General features: G+C 43.0%; 18 protein-coding genes. 6 read left to right on the top strand and 12 right to left on the bottom strand.

Features of this window, described 5'->3' with window-relative positions; translation table 11 throughout:
• Nucleotides 1-48: 48 nt before the first annotated feature.
• The 7 genes from EKM67_RS07510 to EKM67_RS07540 all read right to left on the bottom strand — a co-directional run bounded on the left by EKM67_RS07510 (nt 49) and on the right by EKM67_RS07540 (nt 8,508).
• Nucleotides 49-582: a GNAT family N-acetyltransferase gene (locus EKM67_RS07510; RefSeq protein ID WP_125578406.1), complete on the bottom strand. Its 534-nt coding sequence runs from the start codon at nt 580-582 to the stop codon at nt 49-51.
• A 2-nt stretch (nt 583-584) separates the two neighbouring features.
• Nucleotides 585-1,463: a DegV family protein gene (locus EKM67_RS07515; protein ID WP_125578407.1), complete on the bottom strand. Its 879-nt coding sequence runs from the start codon at nt 1,461-1,463 to the stop codon at nt 585-587.
• Nucleotides 1,464-1,753: 290 nt separating this feature from the next.
• A complete protein-coding gene (glmS, locus tag EKM67_RS07520; RefSeq protein WP_125578408.1) occupies nt 1,754-3,568 on the bottom strand; it encodes a glutamine--fructose-6-phosphate transaminase (isomerizing) in 1,815 nt (604 codons plus the stop codon).
• Nucleotides 3,569-3,860: 292 nt separating this feature from the next.
• Nucleotides 3,861-5,231 carry a phosphoglucosamine mutase gene (glmM, locus tag EKM67_RS07525; RefSeq protein WP_125578409.1) on the bottom strand — a complete coding sequence of 457 codons (1,371 nt, stop codon included), beginning with the start codon at nt 5,229-5,231 and terminating at the stop codon, nt 3,861-3,863.
• A 24-nt stretch (nt 5,232-5,255) separates the two neighbouring features.
• Nucleotides 5,256-6,383 (bottom strand): CdaR family protein, encoded by a 1,128-nt coding sequence (locus EKM67_RS07530; RefSeq protein WP_125578410.1) that lies wholly within the window; start codon nt 6,381-6,383, stop codon nt 5,256-5,258.
• On the bottom strand, nt 6,380-7,213 hold the full coding sequence (gene cdaA, locus EKM67_RS07535) for a diadenylate cyclase CdaA (protein ID WP_125578411.1): 834 nt from the start codon (nt 7,211-7,213) through the stop codon (nt 6,380-6,382). Before cdaA ends, EKM67_RS07530 begins: the two co-directional genes overlap by 4 nt.
• A 104-nt stretch (nt 7,214-7,317) precedes the next feature.
• Nucleotides 7,318-8,508 carry an MFS transporter gene (locus tag EKM67_RS07540; RefSeq protein ID WP_125578412.1) on the bottom strand — a complete coding sequence of 397 codons (1,191 nt, stop codon included), beginning with the start codon at nt 8,506-8,508 and terminating at the stop codon, nt 7,318-7,320.
• Nucleotides 8,509-8,619: 111 nt separating this feature from the next.
• On the opposite strand from EKM67_RS07540, the gene EKM67_RS07545 reads away from it, so the two are divergent.
• The 3 genes from EKM67_RS07545 (at nt 8,620) to EKM67_RS07555 (ending at nt 11,168) form a co-directional block, all read left to right on the top strand.
• Nucleotides 8,620-9,039, top strand: coding sequence for a GNAT family N-acetyltransferase (locus EKM67_RS07545; protein ID WP_225417347.1), 420 nt, complete (start codon nt 8,620-8,622; stop codon nt 9,037-9,039).
• Complete coding sequence (gene rpiA / locus EKM67_RS07550) at nt 9,029-9,715, top strand: ribose-5-phosphate isomerase RpiA (RefSeq protein ID WP_125578428.1); 687 nt, start codon at nt 9,029-9,031, stop codon at nt 9,713-9,715. Before EKM67_RS07545 ends, rpiA begins: the two co-directional genes overlap by 11 nt.
• A 106-nt stretch (nt 9,716-9,821) precedes the next feature.
• On the top strand, nt 9,822-11,168 hold the full coding sequence (locus EKM67_RS07555) for a C1 family peptidase (protein ID WP_125578414.1): 1,347 nt from the start codon (nt 9,822-9,824) through the stop codon (nt 11,166-11,168).
• Between the two features lie 1,091 nt (nt 11,169-12,259).
• Here EKM67_RS07555 and EKM67_RS07560 read toward each other — a convergent pair.
• The 3 genes from EKM67_RS07560 to EKM67_RS07570 form a co-directional block, all read right to left on the bottom strand.
• Entirely contained in the window at nt 12,260-12,934 is a 675-nt protein-coding gene (locus EKM67_RS07560; RefSeq protein ID WP_125578415.1) for a 2,3-bisphosphoglycerate-dependent phosphoglycerate mutase, read from the bottom strand.
• Nucleotides 12,935-12,959: 25 nt separating this feature from the next.
• Nucleotides 12,960-14,663, bottom strand: a complete 1,704-nt coding sequence (locus EKM67_RS07565) for a M3 family oligoendopeptidase (protein WP_125578416.1) — start codon at nt 14,661-14,663, stop codon at nt 12,960-12,962.
• A gap of 116 nt (nt 14,664-14,779) precedes the next feature.
• Entirely contained in the window at nt 14,780-15,184 is a 405-nt protein-coding gene (locus tag EKM67_RS07570; protein WP_125578417.1) for a hypothetical protein, read from the bottom strand.
• A 186-nt stretch (nt 15,185-15,370) separates the two neighbouring features.
• Between EKM67_RS07570 and spxB the strand changes: the two genes are divergently transcribed.
• The 3 genes from spxB (at nt 15,371) to EKM67_RS07585 (ending at nt 17,910) form a co-directional block, all read left to right on the top strand.
• A complete protein-coding gene (spxB, locus tag EKM67_RS07575) occupies nt 15,371-17,107 on the top strand; it encodes a pyruvate oxidase (protein WP_125578418.1) in 1,737 nt (578 codons plus the stop codon).
• Between the two features lie 181 nt (nt 17,108-17,288).
• Nucleotides 17,289-17,588 carry a hypothetical protein gene (locus EKM67_RS07580; protein WP_164506607.1) on the top strand — a complete coding sequence of 100 codons (300 nt, stop codon included), beginning with the start codon at nt 17,289-17,291 and terminating at the stop codon, nt 17,586-17,588.
• Nucleotides 17,572-17,910 carry a hypothetical protein gene (locus EKM67_RS07585; protein ID WP_125578420.1) on the top strand — a complete coding sequence of 113 codons (339 nt, stop codon included), beginning with the start codon at nt 17,572-17,574 and terminating at the stop codon, nt 17,908-17,910. Before EKM67_RS07580 ends, EKM67_RS07585 begins: the two co-directional genes overlap by 17 nt.
• A gap of 76 nt (nt 17,911-17,986) precedes the next feature.
• Here EKM67_RS07585 and EKM67_RS07590 read toward each other — a convergent pair whose 3' ends face one another.
• Together EKM67_RS07590 and EKM67_RS07595 are read right to left on the bottom strand one after the other, a co-directional pair.
• Entirely contained in the window at nt 17,987-18,244 is a 258-nt protein-coding gene (locus EKM67_RS07590) for a DUF2187 domain-containing protein (protein ID WP_125578421.1), read from the bottom strand.
• Between the two features lie 123 nt (nt 18,245-18,367).
• Complete coding sequence (locus tag EKM67_RS07595; RefSeq protein ID WP_125578422.1) at nt 18,368-19,360, bottom strand: Gfo/Idh/MocA family protein; 993 nt, start codon at nt 19,358-19,360, stop codon at nt 18,368-18,370.
• Nucleotides 19,361-19,371 lie beyond the last annotated feature (11 nt).

Raw genomic sequence — 19,371 nt, forward strand, 5'->3', positions numbered from 1 at the left:
TATTTTTGTACGAAAAAATCCCCGTATGACGAGGATTCACTTGGAAGATTAACTTTCAACCTTTAGTGAATAACAATTGTAATCGACCCAACCTTGCTCGAGTTTCTCAGCACGACGCTCAACCCCATCGAAATGAAACCCGGCTTTCTGGATCACGTGATTGCTAGGCCCATTTTCGGTGGCAGCTCGGATCATAATTTTCTCACAGTCGTATTCTGTAAAACCAATCGTAAACATCGCTTCGACACAACGATGCATGATTCCATGACCTTGTAAATCTCCTGCAAGCCAATAACCGATTTCAGAGCTTTGGTTCTTTTGATCAAATTTATTGAAACTGATCGAACCGGCAATCTCATGCTGATACCAAATAACCAGATTCAAGCTCTCCCCTTGGCCAAAATGCAGCAAAAGCAACTTGAGAGAATCTTCTTCATCCGTGACCGTTTTTAATGACCGTGGCCAAGGTAACCATTTCGATAAATAGTCGACATCTTTTTCAACCACTTCAAATATTTTCTTGGCATCTTGTCGTCGCGAAATCGCTAGACTAATGTCATCATCCACTCGATAACTAAACATGGCTAACCTTCCTTTGCTAATTCTTTGCGCCAATCACGCGACCACAACAAACCCATGATGCCTTCGCCGACATGAACACCGATGGTCGGGCCAATGTGGCTTTGGATCACGGTTAAATCAGGTTGTTCTTCATGCAATTTGTCGACCCATTGCTGAGATTGAACGGGTGAATTCCCGTCGATCACCGTTACTTGTAGCGGATAATCCGCCTGCTCTTGGGCGGCCTTGAAATCAGCCAAGGCATGCGTGAATGCGCGACGCATTGTCCGCTCTTTGCCTTTGACAACTAATTTACCATCTTCATCAAAGGTCAACATGGGTTTCATTTGTAACAGATTGCCTAATAAGGCGCTGGTGTTCGATATGCGACCGGTTCTAAGTAAATGTGATAAGTTATCCACGATGAAATCCAAATCGATTGTGGCCCGCAAATCGAGCAATTTAGGCATGATTTCTGCCGCATGTTCACCCTCATTAACCAAATATTGTGCGTAACGCACTAAATCGGCTTCACCGGCACTCGCCTTGCGTGAATCGAACGGATAAACTTTAATATTCGTCACTGAAGGTGCATAGGCACATAAATTTTCATAGAACGTGGTGATCCCACTCGATAAGTTGATGCAGATCACTTCGTCATAGCCCGCCGCACTCAATTCATCGAATGCACCTTGCATTTGGTGCATCGTAATTTGAGCCGTCGTCGGTAACTGCGGTTCTTCATGCAAACGTTGATAAAATTCCGGCCCAGTAATGCTGACATTTTCAAGATATTGTTCTTCACCAAAGATCACGGTGATCGGCAACATCGTCACATTCATGGCTTTCGCCTCTGCCGGTGTCAAATAAGAAGCACTATCTGTTAAAACAGCTGTTTTCATTTATTTCTCCCACGCGTTCGTCTTTAGTTTCATTTTACTGGAATGTTTGAAAAAGTACAGTGAAAATAGAAAAATCCTGAAAATCACGCTAAAATCGTCGCAGTATTTTTGACCAGCCACAATCCCAACCAGAATCTTTCAGCAAGCAGAACTAATGCCACCACCCAAGTGAGACGCCGCCTCCAATATCATTCAACAAAAACTAACAAGCCACCAAAAAAGCCAAGACAGATTTCGTCATGGCTTTTGAAAAATTGATTTAGATTTATTGAAGTGCCACAAACGATCGTTTATTCGACGGTAACACTTTTTGCTAAGTTGCGCGGTTGGTCCACATTTAAACCACGTTGAAGCGTTGCATAATAAGCCAACAACTGCCCACAAACTCCAGTGAGTAAAGGCATTAGTTCTGATGTTAACGCCGGTAAAATCATTTGATCCGTGTGCTCCTGACAATTCTGACTGGCGATGATCAATACCTTAGCACCGCGAGCGCGCACTTCTTGAACATTACTGCGTGTGTGCGCTGCGGTGGTTTCTTCTGTAATAAAGACGATCACGGAAACGCCAGGCTCGATCAAGGCAATCGTGCCATGTTTCAATTCGCCAGCCGCAAAGCCTTCTGTATGAACGTAAGAAATTTCCTTGAGTTTCAGAGCTGCTTCCAAACTCACATCATAATCGATGCCACGGCCCAAATAGAACGTGTCGGAAACAGCCGTTAAATATTCAGCGGCAATTTTTGACCAAGTCTCATGATCCGAGACGAGTGTTTCCATGCCATTCGCGGCTAAACTTAATTGCTGTTGAAGATCAAATTCGCGTGCTGCATCGATTCCACGCCATTCACCCAAGGCTTTGGCTAAAACAGCTTCAACCGCAATTTGAGCAGTGTAAGCCTTCGTGGATGCAACTGCGATTTCTGGGCCAGCATGGAGTGCTAGCACATAGTCGGCTTCGCGCGCTAAAGTGGAATTGACTGCATTGGTAATCAACAACGTGGGCAACCCGCGTCTTTTAGCTTCGACCAAAACTTGGCGGCTATCCGCGGTTTCCCCACTTTGCGACAAGAAGATAAAGAATGGTCGTTGAGATAAAATCGGCCAATGATAACCAAACTCGCTGGCTACACCGACTTCTGTGGGAATTTCAGTGTACTTTTCAAACAGCCGTTTACCGACTAAACTCGCGTGATAACTCGTTCCTGCGGCCACAAAATATAATCGGTCTGCTTGAGCTAACGCCTGCAATAATTCAGACGAAATTTGGGGCTCGCCGTCTGCGTTCAGATAAGCTTGGCTGATTCGACGCATCACCGCTGGTTGCTCGTCGATTTCTTTCAACATGAATGTGGGATAGCTTCCCTTTGAAACATCGGAATCGTCTACCTTGATCGTTGTGCGCGCACGTGACTGAATTTCGCCGTTCAAATTTTTGATCACAACACTCGTGGCTTGAACTTGCGCCATCTCTTGATCACGCAATTCCAAATATTGATCCGTCTGGTCGAAAGTCGCTAATGCGTCGGACGTAACCAAATTAAAACCAGCACCACAACCGATCAGCAAAGGACTTTTGTTCTTGCCGACGAAAATCGTGTCCGGTTGTTGTGTATCGATCAACAGTAAAGCATAAGATCCGTCTAACAGTTTCAACGTTTTTTGAAAAGCGGCCGCAGTGTCTAACTGTTCTTCTTCAACAAAATTGGCAATCATTTGGACGATTACTTCAGTATCCGTTTGACTGACAAAAGTTGTTTCTGGCAAGTACTGATCCTGCAACGCCCGATAATTGTTGATCACCCCATTGTGCACCACGTAAAAACGTTTCGACGTCGAAAATTGAGGATGTGCATTCGCAACGCTAGGTTGACCGTGAGTTGCCCAACGCGTGTGAGCGATGCCGATCGTGCCTTGAACTTCCGGCGCAACTTCAGCTTCCAGTGCCGCAATTTTGCCGACGGTTTTAACTAAATAATCTTTGCCGCTCTGATTATTCACATAAATTCCCGCAGAATCATAGCCACGATACTCCAATCGCTCCAAACCTTTAAGTAAAATCTCGGTCGTATTTTTTTGTCCAACGATTCCTACAATTCCGCACATATACATTCACCTTTTCATAATTGGTATATATCAATAGAACGATTTAATAAATAGGTACAATTGCGATTTTAATATTATCAAAAGGGTTTGTCAAGTATTTAATTAAATTGGTCTATTTATTTTACAATAATTGGTATATCCAAAATCAATTGTGAATTAAGCCTCTTTATTCAGACTGAACTAATTCTGCAAACCGTCTGAGAAGGTTGCTCGCCACTCCCACAACACCCCTAACAAGCCACAAAAAAAAGCCAAACAGATTTTCTGCCTGACTTCATAAATGATTTGATTTTTATTCGACGCCGATTTCGTTGCGAACGACATCCGCAATTTGGTCAACATAACGATCGACCAAATCTTGGGTTGGTGCTTCTGCCATCACACGCAGCAACGATTCCGTACCACTAGGGCGTACTAAGACACGACCGTCACCAGCCATTTCTTTTTCTACAGTATCGATTGCAGCGACAATGGCTTCGTGATCACGCCAATGTTTTTTGTCACTGACTTTGATGTTGACCAAACGCTGTGGATAAGTTTTAACAGGTGCTGCTAATTCAGACAGCTTTTTACCCGTCTGCTTCATGACGTTCAATAATTGAATCCCAGTCAGCATGCCATCACCGGTATTGTGATAATCGAAGATGATAATATGGCCCGATTGCTCGCCACCCAAATTATAATCATGAGCGCGCATTTCTTCGACCACATAACGATCGCCAACTTGAGTTTGAACTGACTTCAAATCGGCTTTTTCAAGCGCTTTGTAAAAGCCGATATTACTCATTACCGTCGTGACAACCGTATCATTTTTCAAACGGCCACGTTGTGCGAAATAAGTTCCAAGAATATACATGATTTTATCGCCATCAATAATATTGCCTTGCTCATCAACTGCAATACAACGGTCACCGTCGCCATCAAACGCCAAGCCAACGTCCGCGCCAGTTTCAACAACTTTTGCAGCCAATTGTTCTGGATGAGTTGAACCAACGTGATCGTTGATATTCAAGCCATTAGGTGAAGTTGCGATCGTTTGAAAATCAGTATCCAAATCAGCAAACAAGCGGTTGACGAGTTTACTCGTGGCACCATTCGCAGAATCTAAAACGACTTTAATATCTGTTAGTTCGTCCGAAACGGTCTGCTCAATAAATTGTAAATATTTCTGAGCAGCTTCTGGATAGTCATCGACTGTTCCCAAGCCTTCAGCCGCTGGACGTGGTAAATTATCGACTGTTGTATCCAAATATTTTTCAATTTCTTCTTCTTCGCTGTCCAACAGCTTATAGCCATCAGGGCCGAAGAATTTAATGCCATTATCTTGAGCAGGATTGTGTGAGGCCGAAATCATGATCCCTGCATCGGCGCCCTGTGCTTTTACTAAATAAGCGACAGCAGGTGTGGTGATCACACCTAGTTTCAAAACTTCGATCCCAACTGACAATAATCCCGAAACCAAAGAATACTCGAGTAACTGACCTGAAGCTCGTGTATCGCGAGCGACTAAAACACGTGGTACAGCGTTCTCGTGGTCAGCAGCTTTTTCAGCATGCTGTGTTAAAACATACCCCCCGGCACGGCCCAACTTAAAGGCTAACTCTGGTGTTAACTCTTTATTGGCAACACCACGAACACCATCTGTACCAAAATATTTTACCATCAAAAATCTCTCCTTACTTACCGCTTATTCAGAATCACTGCTTGACGATGATTTACTCGTCGACGAACTAGACGATTGTGAAGAACTACTAGACTTTTCGTCTGAATCAGAATCTTCATCACTGGAACTTTCTTCAGATGATGAAGTCGACCTGCTAGATGAACTACTAGTCGTATTATTCGATTCAGCATTGACTTGAGTAACTTGAATGTTAACTGTCACCGCACTTGGATCGATCTCAACGACCCCGTTTGGTTTATAGATCTTGATCGTCTTTTGAATACTACTATTTACCTTGCTCACACTGACAGGCACCGTGATCGATTTGCCGATGTCATCCAAGACACTCTGCGGGGCAAATAGCGTCACTTGCGTTACAGAACTAACGAATGAATAAACACGACCATCATCGCCACTACCACTCTGTTCAAAATTAAGTTTCACTTTCTTACTCGGTAAATATACAGGCAAGCTAACGTGCACCGTTTGTGGCGTGAGCAGAACATCAACAGCATCACCATTCTTATCTAGCGCTTCTAGCAAAACTTCCTGCTCGTAATTATCTTTCGTATTGTTGCTGATGTCAAGTTGCGCAACAACTTCGGATACACGAGAAACTTCACTTTTGGCACCGGAAACTCTCACTGTCGCAGGACTAATGCTTGGCGTTCCCGTTAAATAACCTTCCGCGATGCGACTCGTTTTATAATTAGCTTGGATTGGGAAAGTCTTATCGGAACGAGTCGCAATTTTAACTTTGACCGTTTCCGGTTTGATGGTATATTTCAGCGACCGATTCAAACCCGTCTGTTTGATTTTCACAGTGTGAGTGCCAACTTTTAAATCGCGAACATCGATGTAGACGCGGAAATTACGCATATTTCGCGCCGCAATCACATTAGCACTTGGACCTGCCAGCGTAATCGACACTTGCTTCGGATAACCGGTGACATAATAGGTGTCTTGATCGGAATCAACTTGCAAGGTCGTTTTCAATGTTTCCGTGATGTCCGCCACGGCTGTTTGTTCCGGCGTTTGACTATTTGAACGGGTCGCGCCTAAGTTCTGGCTAGTCACCCAAGCAAATAACAACGCAGCCAGTCCCAACGAAAGGACCCGGTATACCCAAGGTCGGTTAAAGAATTCTTTCATTTTTTAGCCCCACCTTTCTGGATAAAAGCGAGTGCCTGCTGCAACCAGTTCTTCTGTTCTTCGACATTATCGAAATGGGCATGTAAATATTTCAAATAGTCGTCACGACTGAGTGCATGGAGCAGCTGACTATTCTTAGTGATCGTCACTTCACCTGTCTCTTCAGAAACAACGATCGTCAAGGCATCCGTGACCTCACTGATCCCGACGGCCGCGCGGTGTCTCGTCCCTAATTCTTTGGGGATCATGTTACTTTCAGACAACGGCAAGTAAGCTGCAGCCACGGCAATTTTATTATCGCGAATGATTACCGCACCATCATGCAATGGTGTATTGGGAATGAAAATGTTGATCAATAATTCGCCGGTCACATCTGCATCCAGTGCGATCCCGGTTTCAATATAATCCTCAAGTCCCGTATTCATTTGAATACTGATCAACGCACCGATCCGCCGCTTCGACATGTACTGAATGGCTTTATCGAGCGCATTAATGAAATGATCGGTCTCCTCTTGAGCTTGATGACTACTACTACCGAAAAATTGACTGCGCCCGATTCGTTCCAACGCGCGCCGAATTTCCGGCTGAAAAATCACGACTAACACCACAACTCCCCAATTGATAACCATGTCCACAATATAGGAAACTGTATGTAGATTCAGATAATAACTGATTGCTTTGATCGCGACAATGACAATGATCCCGTTAAATAATTGAACGGCTTTAGTGCCACGAACGATCATGATCAGTCGATAGATAAATAACCAAACAACCAGAATATCGATCAAGTTCGCGAGGTTTTGCCACGAAATCAATTGATTCCAATCCATATCATGATCAACCTCCTCACATATTATATAGATAGTTTATTACAAATAGCCGAATTTAACAATGTAACCGCTGAAGAATGGCGAAAAATTGAACCGACATTTTCTTAAACACCGATCACACGACTCATTCTTTTATTTCGGATCACTAGCACGACACCACCGATCAGCATGAAACCGCCAAGTCCAATGAAACTGTGAATAAATCCGAACTGATCGATCAACCAACCCATTGCTGGGAACACGATCAAGGCGCTGACCGAATAGATCATCGACGAAATTGACCCCATGGTTGCCCGAACATTTGCCGGGATCCGTTGCTGAATATCGTTATCAAAAACAGGATCGATACCCGCCATCAATCCATTGGCAAAAGTATAAATGAAAATATTGAGCCAGTCGATTTTAAAAATGACCAATAACAGACTTGCGCCAGTCATCAACACGATCCAAGGCAGCAGTTGCAAACTCGTGTGTCTGCTACCCAGTCGCGCGCCGATCCAGACGCCTAGCAGATCAATCAGCGTGCCAATTAACATGATCACCGAAATCAGCCAACCGCTTAAAGCATTCATCTGAGATTGATAATAGAAATCAAACAACAATAATAAGCTGAGAAAGAAACTGTACTGCACCATCCACCGCAATAATAAAGGCGTCTGCTTGAAGGCAACGCCAACGTTTTTGAGAATCGAGATAATACTGGTGTGTGGTTCTTTTTCTTTCACTCGATCCTCGGGTTCTTTTAAGAAGCCGATCAAAATCAAGGTCACCGCTGTGAAAGCTAAGGAAATCCAGTAAGTCTTCACGAGTCCCCGATGTGCGAAAAAGCCTGCGCACATTTGCCCCAGCGCGACAGTCACTTCGAGCACGCCAGACATCCATGAATTGTAGCGCAGAAATTCAGATTGCCTTTTTAAAGCCGTTAACGAACTGAACAAGAAGGCAGAAGTTGTCCCCGATTCGAAGTTGCTACTCAAGGCGGCCACGATCATGGCGATCGCAAAGCCCCAGAAGTTGGTGGCATAAATCATCAACAGCGCCGAGCTCGCCGCCAGCACACGACTAATTATTAAATTAGACTTGTAAGAAAATCGATCAGCCAAAACGCCTGACGGCACTTCAAAAATCAGACTGGTCAGTTGCCGAACAGATTCCAATAATCCAATTTCGACCATGCTCATCCCTTGTTGGGTCAAATATAAAATCCAAAGGGTGGCGATACCAAAATTGGCGAAAACTTGTAACCAGAGACTTAAAGAAATATTTCGTTGGTAAGAACGTTGTAATGAATTCATTTGCAGACCTAGACCATTTTTTGTTGATTATATCATAATCGCAATGAAAGATTGCAACTTTTACAAAATTAATGAGAGAACCACTGAGCATATTCTCGTCACTTTGAACAGTTGAGCAGCCAGGACAAGATTATTTTACTCGGTTGGCACCCTTTTGATAGTCGGCAAGCTCAAACTACGGTAGAATATAAGCAGATGAGTCAAGAAAGGATGAAGATAATGGATTTTCAATATGAACCAGGACGTTTCTATTTGTTGGATCCGCAACAGAACTTACTTGCAGAGGTCACTTTTCAAGAAGCAACCGGCCAAGATATTTACGCGATCGACCACACTTTCGTCGATCCTTCACTGCGCGGCCAAGGTATCGCCAGTCAATTAATTTTGGCAGTGGTCGAAAAAGCGCGTCAAGATGGCAAACAAATCATTCCATTATGTAGCTACGCGAAAATGGAGTTCGGCCGGAAACCTGAGTACGCCGATGTCTACTACCTTAATCCTAAAGGAGACGATATTGTCAATGGACGCTAGCCTCTTAAAAAAAGCCGCCGCTGAACAGGCAGCACAATTCGTGGAAGATGGCATGATGTTAGGTCTTGGCACAGGATCGACCGTCTTTTTTCTCGTCGAAGCCATTGCTAAGCGTGTTAAAGAAGAACATCTGCACATCACTGGTGTCGCCACCTCCTCGCGTACTGCGCAACAAGCCACTGAGCTCGGCATTAAGATGATCGATATCAATGACGCACCTACGCTAGATTTAACGATCGACGGTGCCGACGAGATCGACGCGAACTTCCAAGGCATCAAAGGTGGCGGTGCTGCGCATCTCTTAGAAAAAATCGTCGCCCTGAATTCCAAACGTAACGTCTGGATCGTCGACCAAAGCAAGCTAGTCCAGAATTTAGGCGCATTTCCATTGCCGCTTGAAGTGATCCCTTTTGGCAGTAACAAACTTTTCCAGCGATTAGCCGCTGAGAATTTACAACCCGAATATCGCTTGAATGCCAACGGCGAGCGCATGCGCACCCACAACAAGAATTTCGTGATCGATCTGCACATTGGCGTGATCGAACACCCACACCTACTTGGCGATTGGCTAGATCATCAGACCGGCATTGTTGAACACGGTTTGTTCTTGGATGTCGTCAGCCAAGTCGTCGTTGGTAAAGAAACTGGTGTCGAAATCTTGCAAGCCCCCAGATAAATTCATTTTATTCATAACGTGCGATTTTTATTAAAAAATAATTAGACTATTTTTCAGAAAAGAGTTACGATATTAACTGTAACTATTAGAATTTGGAGGCTTATTTATGAGTAAAGAAATTACTACTGCAAATGTTGAAAAATTTGCTCAAAACTTTGATCAATCACCAAAATCAAACGCAATTGCCAACACTGTTGCTCAAAACGGAATTTTAGCTTCTAGCCGTAACATCGCCTCTGATGTTGCCATGACCCCTAATTTCTCCGTTGAAATTCAAACCGGTGCCGTTGCGAACCAGAAACAATCTGGCCGTTGCTGGATGTTTGCCGCATTGAATACGATGCGCCATCCATTACAAGATCAATTCAAGATCAAAGGTTTTGAATTATCACAAAACTACACGAACTTCTGGGACAAGTTTGAAAAATCAAACTTCTTCTATGAAAACGTCATTGCAACTGCTGATTTGCCACTCGGCGATCGCAAAGTTGATTTCTTAATGGCTACACCTCAACAAGATGGCGGCCAATGGGATATGCTTTGTGCCTTGATCGAAAAATATGGCTTGGTTCCTCAGTCAGTAATGCCTGAAACTTACAACAGTTCTCGCTCGATGGAATTAAACGCAACTTTAAATACGAAGTTGCGTAAAGATGCCGTTGAATTACGCAAACAAGTTGCTGCTGGCAAATCTAAGGTAGAAATTAGCGATGCTAAAGAAGCAATGTTGAGCGAAGTCTACCGTATTTTAGTGTTTGCGCTTGGCAAACCACCCGTTAAATTCGACTGGGAATACACAGATGACGACAAACAATATCACATCGAAAAAGATTTGACACCACAAAGCTTCTTCAACAAATTTGTAGGTTGGAATCTTGAAGACTATCTTTCATTGATCAACTCACCTACTGAAGACAAGCCTTACGATCATCTTTACACCGTTGATTTATTGGGTAACGTTGTCGGCGGCCGTCAAGTTCGTCATTTGAACTTGAAGATCGACGATTTCAAAGCCTTGGCTGTTAAACAACTCCAAGCTGGCGAAACAGTTTGGTTTGGTTCTGATGTTGGCAAATCTTCTGATCGAAAAGAAGGTATCATGGACACCAACGTTTATCAACGCGACGATTTATTAGACGTTGACCTGACCATGACGAAGGCGGAACGTTTGGATCACGGCGAAAGCTTGATGACTCACGCTATGGTCTTGACTGGTGTTGATTTGGTCAACGGCAAGCCAACTAAGTGGAAGGTTGAAAACTCATGGGGTGAAAAAGCTGGCAACTTCAAGGGCTACTTCATTATGAGCGACTCTTGGTTCGACGAATATGTTTATCAAGTCGTTATCAACCGTAAATATCTTTCAGCTGCACAACAAAAAGTTGAAGCTGACGAATATGACAAGCCAGTTGTTCTCAAACCTTGGGATCCAATGGGCGCCTTAGCGCTATAATAATTGACTATTAAAAAGAAGCTCCGAAGAGTGTTAATCACTTTTCTTGAGCTTCTTTTGTTTTGCAAAAATTGTCTACCTTCAGCAGAAGTAGCTCCAGAAAATAGCGGGAAGTTGCTGTGGGGACAGCTTTCAGACAATTAAAAACTGAAATATCTTTCTAGTACGTAAAAGCAAATCTACCTTCGGCAGAAATTGCTCCAGAAAATAGTGGGAGGTTGCTGTGGGGACGGCTGCAGGATTTCCAAAGGCCGGAAATTCTTCCGCCTAAAATGTGAGCTCCGGAAAACCATCGGATCTCACATTTTCCCATTTTGTAAATTCGCAAAAACCGCTCATTAACAAAATTACCACTGCAATCCCACTATTTTCTTCCGCAACTTCTGCCTAAACTTATTTCGTTTAGGCTAGGATATGAATAACAGGGTTCCTCAAGAATGATTTACATTGTTGCCTTTACTTTAAACAGTTGAACTAAAAGTCTGAATGATGAGCAAGTCCGCCTTTCGGCTTCTATAAAAAACGGTTGCGGTACAAACCAGTCGCACAGGACTAGACGTTGACTAGAGTCACCACTATAAACCCGCCGAGATTAGTCAGAACGCGGAAGAAAAAGTTGCGCCTCGCAGTGAAATTGTTCTTGCGGGATCAACCTATTTCTTAAATGGTCTAGGATAAAGTGCACAATAATTCAGTTACACGCCAAACCCAAGTCCCGCTAGAACAAGGGTGATCTTCAAGACTTTGCCGATTTTGCAAAGGCTTGAAGTCATCCCCACAGCGAGGCGCAACATTTTTCTGGAGCGTTCTGACGGAACTAAACTAAATCCTACCTCACGTAAACAAAGCCTTCAAGAATCAGTTAGGAATTTTAAACACAATCCCAACAGCGAGGCGCAACTATTTTCTGGAGCGTTTTGACGGAACCAAACTAAATCCACCCTCACGTAAACAAAGCCTTCAAGAATCAGTTAGGTGTTTTAAAAGTCATCCTCACGGCGAGGCACAACTATTTTCTGCAACGTTCTGAAGGGGGCCAAGCTAAATCCTACCTCACGTAAATAAAGCCTTCATAAATATCTCAAAAAGAATCACGACAATATATCTTTCCTCAATAATTTCAGATGCTCATCATACTCATACACGATTGGCTGACCATTTTCAACTTCGACGCCATCGATTTGATCATCGGGAATTGCTTCTAAATATTTGATCAGCGCGCGTAACGTGCTGCCATGCGCAACCACTAATTGATCGTGCCCATCCAATAATGCGGGTGCAATTTTATCCTGAAAATACGGCAACACACGCTTGCTGGCCATCGCCAAGCTTTCGCCCAATGGCACACAAAACGGATCGATATTTGCATATCGACGATCATGATCACGTTTTGCTAACAACGGTGGAATAGCCGTGAAGCTACGGCGCCACAAAGCCACTTGATGCTCGCCATATTCTTTGCGCGAATCGTCTTTATTGTGACCGCGCAATGCCCCATAATGACGCTCATTTAATCGCCAGGTTTTGGTGATCGGCAAATAAAGCCAATTAAGATCCTCACAAATGATATTGGCGGTTTTGATTGCTCGAATCAAAACTGACGTATGCACAGCCGTCGGATAAAATATAATCCCCTGTAAAAGTCGAGCCACTTCATGAGCCTGTTGAATTCCACGAGTCGTCAGATCCACGTCGGTCCAACCTGTATAAATATTTTCTGCATTAGCGGTACTCTCGCCGTGACGAACCAAAACTAATTTAGCCAAAGATAAACTCCTTTGATAATCTTAATTATTGTAAATCAGCTTCGGAAGTTGCCGCTAATTTTGTTTTAATTTGCTCAACAACATGTTCAATTGTTCCTTCGGCAAATGGGCTCTGCAAATGACCAAGTTCGATCAATTCGATAAACGACTTCTTACCACCTGCTTGTGCCATAGCGAGATAATCTGACCAGGCCTGGGGATCGCGATCAATATTGAATCGTTGCCAGAATTCAAACGCCACAACCTGTGCTAGCGTGTAATCAATATAATAAAATGGCACCTCAAAAATATGGCCTTGACGATACCAGAAAATCCCCTCTTCAAGTTCCGGAACTTCTGTGTAATCGCGGTCAGGTAAATAAAGCCTCTCTAAACGACGCCAAGTTGCCTTACGTTGCTTCGGTGTCAACTCTGGGTGTGTGTACACTTCTGTTTGGAAATGATCGACTAGCGCGCCATAAGGTAGGAAAATAAGCGCACTAGATAAATGATCATATTCATATTTAGCCGTTTGTTTACCGAAAAATTTATCGATCCACGGATAAGCAATAAATTCCATGCTCATGGAGAAAATTTCGGCAGCTTCTGTCGTGGGGAAAATACATTCCCACGCGTTGGTGTCGCGTGCTTGGTACGCTTGAAAAGCATGACCAGTCTCATGAGTTAAGACATCTACATCACCAGAAGTACCATTGAAGTTTGCAAAAATAAAAGGCGTATTGAACGCAGGTAAATATTCGCAATAGCCACCACTTTCTTTGCCATGATGGCTCAATAGATCGAGATTATGATCATCGACCATCATTTGGAAGAAGCGTCCCGTTTCTGGAGATAGTTCATGATAAAAGTCGTTTGCCTTCGCCACTAATTCATCGGAAGTTCCCTCAGGAACCGCATTCCCGCTAGGAAACGTAAACCCTTCGTCGAAAAATTCCAGTTTATCTAGACCTAAACGTTGGCGTTGACGCTCATGAATTTCAGTCGCGACAGGCACCACTTGTTTCAAGATTTGTTCGCGATAATTGGCAATGTCTTGATCATCATAATCGAAGCGATCCCGCGCATCCAAACTCATCTGCGCGTAATCACGATAGCCAAGTTGGTGCGCGATTTGCGTGCGGATCTTAACCAACTGATCATAAATATCATCGAATTCTGCACCGTGATCCGCATACCATTTTGCCACTGCCAGACTAGCCGCTTTGCGCAATTGGCGATCAGGATCGCTACTGAATTTTCCTAATTGTGGCAGTGTATAGGTTTCACCATTAAACTCGATTTGTGCCGAAGCAATCAGTTTCGAATAACGACTGATCAATTTATTTTCCCGCTGCATCAAGGGAATATTTTCACTGGAAAAAGTTTTAACTTGGTTGGCTGCGATTTTAAAAAGTGGCGCCGGTAACACACGATGAAGCGCCTCTTGAAATGGCGATGAAATCAATGCCTGATAATATTTGGCGGTCAGCTCATCATACTTGGGCTCATTCTCATCCCAATAATCATTCTCGCCTTCATAGAAAGCATCCAACGTATTCACACTGTGACGAATCATAGACAACATTTGTTGAGAACTAAATTGCTCGTTCAATTTACTGATTGCCAATGCAGCTTGCGTCGCCGTCAATGGATCATCGGCACCGTTTAATGCCGCCAATAATTGGTCATATTCACTTTTAATTGATTCATAATTTGGTCGTTGGTAGGTTAATTCTGCAAAGTCTGCCATGCTTTCACTCCTCGTGTTTGAAAAGACAATAATATCCTTTCATTATAGCCGAAATCGACTATCACTGCACGAGACCAGCTAAAAAATTACCGATTCAAAAAGAGCATTCAATGAGACTATGCGTGTACTTCCGTCGTCGCTAATTGATTGATCAAAATCAAGATTTGTTTTTCTAAAATAACGACGCGCTGATCCACGCGATTCAAATCGGCTGCTAAGCTTTCTAATTGAACTTTCTTGTCATCTTTTTTGGATGGTGCATAAAGCTTTGGCAGCCCTGAATCAAGATACATCGCCAATAACGTCTGGACTTGAGACTGGATCACACCCACCTGTGTTCGCTTGGCAATCTCGCCGTTTGAATCCAGGAAATAATCCGTCAGCGTTTCCATCATGTCCGCCCCATTTGGACCAACAACATAACCTGTCTGTTCTTTGACAATAAGCCCTTGATCACGCAACCACCCGTAAAAAGTCGTTTGATGTAACTCGTATTTCATCTTCAGCGCATAAATTTTCATGTTGACCTCCTCATAATTGCTTGCCCACTATTAGTTACGCAAAACACGACGAATTTTTTTATTTTATTTGGCAATTTTGCGAAATTTTTCCAATATCATAGTTGTCGAGTAAAATCGTTTGCATTTATCAACTTGAACCGCTTATACTTACTTTATGTAAGAAATTATTAGCTGGAGGTTTCGATAATGACAAAAACAATTAAATCTGGTATTGCAATGGCAAAAGTTCTTGAAGACTGGGGTGTTGATCATCTATACGGCATTCCTGGTGGTTCATTTAATTCATCCATGGACGCGTTTTTCACTGAGCGCGAGAAAATCAAATATATTCAAGTTCGTCACGAAGAAGTTGGCGCCATCGCCGCTTCCGCTGACGCAAAAGTGACTGGTAAATTAGGTGTGACTTTCGGTTCAGCTGGACCTGGCGCAACTCATTTGTTTAATGGCCTTTACGACGCAAAAATGGATCACGTCCCTGTCCTCGCTTTGATCGGTCAAGTTGGAACGGCCACAATGAACTCGGATTATTTCCAAGAGATGAATGAGAATCCAATGTTTACCGACGTTTCTGTTTACAATCGAACAGTTATGACAGCTGAACAATTGCCAAGTGTTGTCGACCAAGCCATTCGCCACGCTTATAAAGAAAAAGGTGTCGCTGTTGTGACTATCCCCGTTGATTTAGGCTGGCAAGATATTCCCGACACGTTTGAATCGACAGCCGCTAATTATCGTGTCAATCTTCCCCAACCCGCCGACAAAGATATCGATGAGATTTTGCGTTTACTTAAAGACGCCAAACGTCCGATCATCTATATTGGCCAAGGCACGCGCGGTGCTTCTGAGGAAGTTCAGAAGTTTGCAGAAATGTATCAACTGCCAATTACTTCTTCTGCTTTAGCAAAGAGCATCGTGCCAGACAGCAACCCTGCGTACTTAGCTTCTGCAGGCCGCGTTGCCACCAAACCGGCCATCGAAGCCTTGGCAGTTGCTGATTTAATTTTGTTCATGGGGAGCGACTTTCCATTTGCGGGCTACTTCTTCAATCCGGCTGCTAAATTTGTTCAAGTCGACATTGACTCAAGCAAGTTTGGCAAGCGTCATCACGTGGACTTCCCTGTTTTGGCAGATGTTAAAGCAACCTTGACCGGGTTAATTGCCAAGGGTGAAAAACAACCCGCATCGAAATGGTATCAAGCTAATCTCGCTAACAATAAAAATTGGCATGATTGGATCGACAAAATGGGCCAATCGACCAAGACACCAATGCGCGTTGAGCCGATCTTCAAAGAAATCAATCGCATTGCTAAAAAAGATGCCGCATTCTTGATCGACGTTGGTAACGTGACGATCGACAGCTTGCGTTTCTTAGACATGAATCCTAAACAAAGTTTCACCACTTCTGGTTGGTTTGCGACCATGGGTTACGCTTTACCAGGTGGCCTTGCAGCACAATTGAGTTTTCCAGAACGTCAAGTTTTCACCATCAGTGGTGACGGCGGCTTTACCATGGTGGCACAAGATTTGGTGACCATGGCTAAATATCATTTGCCTGTCATCAACGTCGTCTTAAGTAACGATTCGTTCGGATTCATCAAAGCTGAGCAAGATGACACGAAACAAAGTCATTATGGTGTCGATATCCAATCCGTCGATTTTGCCAAGGTTGCAGAAGGCTATGGCGTTAAAGGCTTTAAAGTGACGAACCACGACGAATTAGTCGAGGCCTTCAACTTTGCCAAGACCGCAACTGAACCAGTCGTCATCGACGTTAAAATTGCAGATGAGCGCCCTATTCCCGTTGAACAACTGAAACTCGATCCTAAGAAATTCAGTCAGACAGAAATCGATGAATTTAACCAGACTTATGATTCATTCGACCTCGTTCCATTTAGCAAGACTTTAGAAGACTTTCAAGCTTAAGTGAACATTTAAACACCACCAGAAGTCACAGCAAGATTCCCCTAACCTCGGAATTTTGTTGTGATTTTTTGTGTCCGAGACGACAAACTTGAAATGATTTTTTTAAAAGCATCGCGTACATCATAAAGTTTGTATAAAGTACGCAATCGTGTCATAATAAACGTATTCAAAGGAGGCGCTTATGATGACCGCAATCGACGTCTATTCACCAACTAATTTCCGCAAGAATCAAAGTGCGATTCTCAAAGAAATTCTCGCTCAAAATAAACCGGTAGAAATAACCATTGCGTCTGAAAAAGATGGACCAAATTCTGGTGTAATTGCGATTTCTAAGAAAGATTATATCGAATATTTACAGTTAAAAAAGCAGGCAGTTGAGCTTGCAACCAAAGAAATCAGTGAAATTGCTCGCTCGCAAAACCCTCAACACTTAACTGATCAAAAAGATATTGAGGCGTGGTTCGATGATGAAGCCGAATGATTTAACGACCCATTTCATGGTGTACACAGATAAACAAGTTGGTAAAGTCAGACCAGTTCTAGTTGTCGCAATTGACGAAAAACAAGTTTTGGTTTACAAAATTACATCAAAATATCAAAAGAAATCACCACAAGTAAAGCACAAGTATTTTGAAGTGACCGATTGGCAACGAAGCGGTTTAACGCGCCCATCATGGATCGATACCTATTCAAACCCAGTTTGGTTGCCACTCAATACGCTACATCAAAGTTTAGGTCACTTGTCTGATGATGATATTCTACGTTTTCATCAGTTCTTGCAAACAAGTAAGTTAGATTATTGAATCAATTTCCAAATTTATTTAGGCACAAAAAAAGTTGAAGCAATTACGCTTCAACTTTTTTATTTTCCGTCATTAACTATTCAGGTTGAGTAGTTGGCGCTTTTTTATCAACAGGACGAATGTGTTTAAATCCAACGACTGTTTTATTTTGCAAGTCAGCAGCAACTTCTTCATATTTATCTTCGTATGAATCGATTGAAACCAATGCAGAATTCTCGTAAAGCTTCGTGATCGTGCCTTTAAAACTCAGAGGCACTTCCTGGCTTTTACGAATACTAATCTTCTCACCAACACTAAATTCAGAATTTGGTGCCGTTTCTGTCTCTTCTGCCATGAATTAACGATTCCCCCATCAACTAAATTTAACTTATAAAGTTATACCACGTTTCGGGGTTAAACTCAATGATTAGGGATCTGTGTTCAGAAGTATTCTTTTAATACACGTTCTTATTCTACGCTATCTGGTCACATTGACTGTGTCTTTGTCCTCCGAAGACTGAACCATGGCATCGATAATTGCCAATGATTTCAACGCTTCTGGAACAGAAATGTAATCGGAGGTATTTTCAAGAATAGATTGATAGAAGGCTTCGATCAGTCGACCGTGGCTGGAACCATAATAAGATTTGAACTCCGTATTTGGCATGTCACTGGCTAATAATCTGCATTCACCGTCTTTAAGAGTCTCCGTCAACTCGCCATCGCGAATCTCAAACTTGGAATCAGTCGTTACAATTTCTAACTCGACCGAAGAATCAGTGACGTATGAATTGGTTGAATTAAAATAGGCACGCACATTGTTTTGGAAATGTAGATTTGCCACAGAACTATCTTCAACTTCGATCTTCATGTCAGTTAAATGCAATAGTTGGGCGCGACAATCTACAAACGGCCCGCAAAATAATTGCAACAGATCAATGGTATGAATGGATTGATTACTCAAAGTACCCCCAGACCCTACAATCGTCCCACGCCAAGGAGAGGCATCGTAATAATCCTGACCACGATTCCAGATGACTAATCCTTTACCACCAATCACATGAGCCTGCGTTTCAGCAAGAATGTTTTGTAGTTTAATCGTCGTCTGATTAAATCGATTTTGAAAGCAAACAGCGATTTTATATTCTGGATTCTCAGGATGTACTAAACGTTCACCATCTGCAACTGATAATCCAAGAGGTTTCTCAGTGAGTACATGACAATGATAACGGTTCGCCAACAACGCCATTGGCACATGCAAATAATGTGGTAAGCATAAATGAACGACATCAAGCTTCTCTTGGCTTAACATTTCCTCGACATCCTGATAAAAATGGCAATCAGGAGCATCAGCAGCTTTACTTGCATCGATGTCACATGCTGCAACTAATTCGGCCTGCGCGGATTTTCTAATGACAGCTAAATGAACGGCAGAAATTGTTCCTAAACCAATGATCCCAACTCTAAGCATTTATCCTTGCT

The organism is Lapidilactobacillus mulanensis (assembly GCF_003946215.1).
Lineage (GTDB): Bacteria > Bacillota > Bacilli > Lactobacillales > Lactobacillaceae > Lapidilactobacillus > Lapidilactobacillus mulanensis.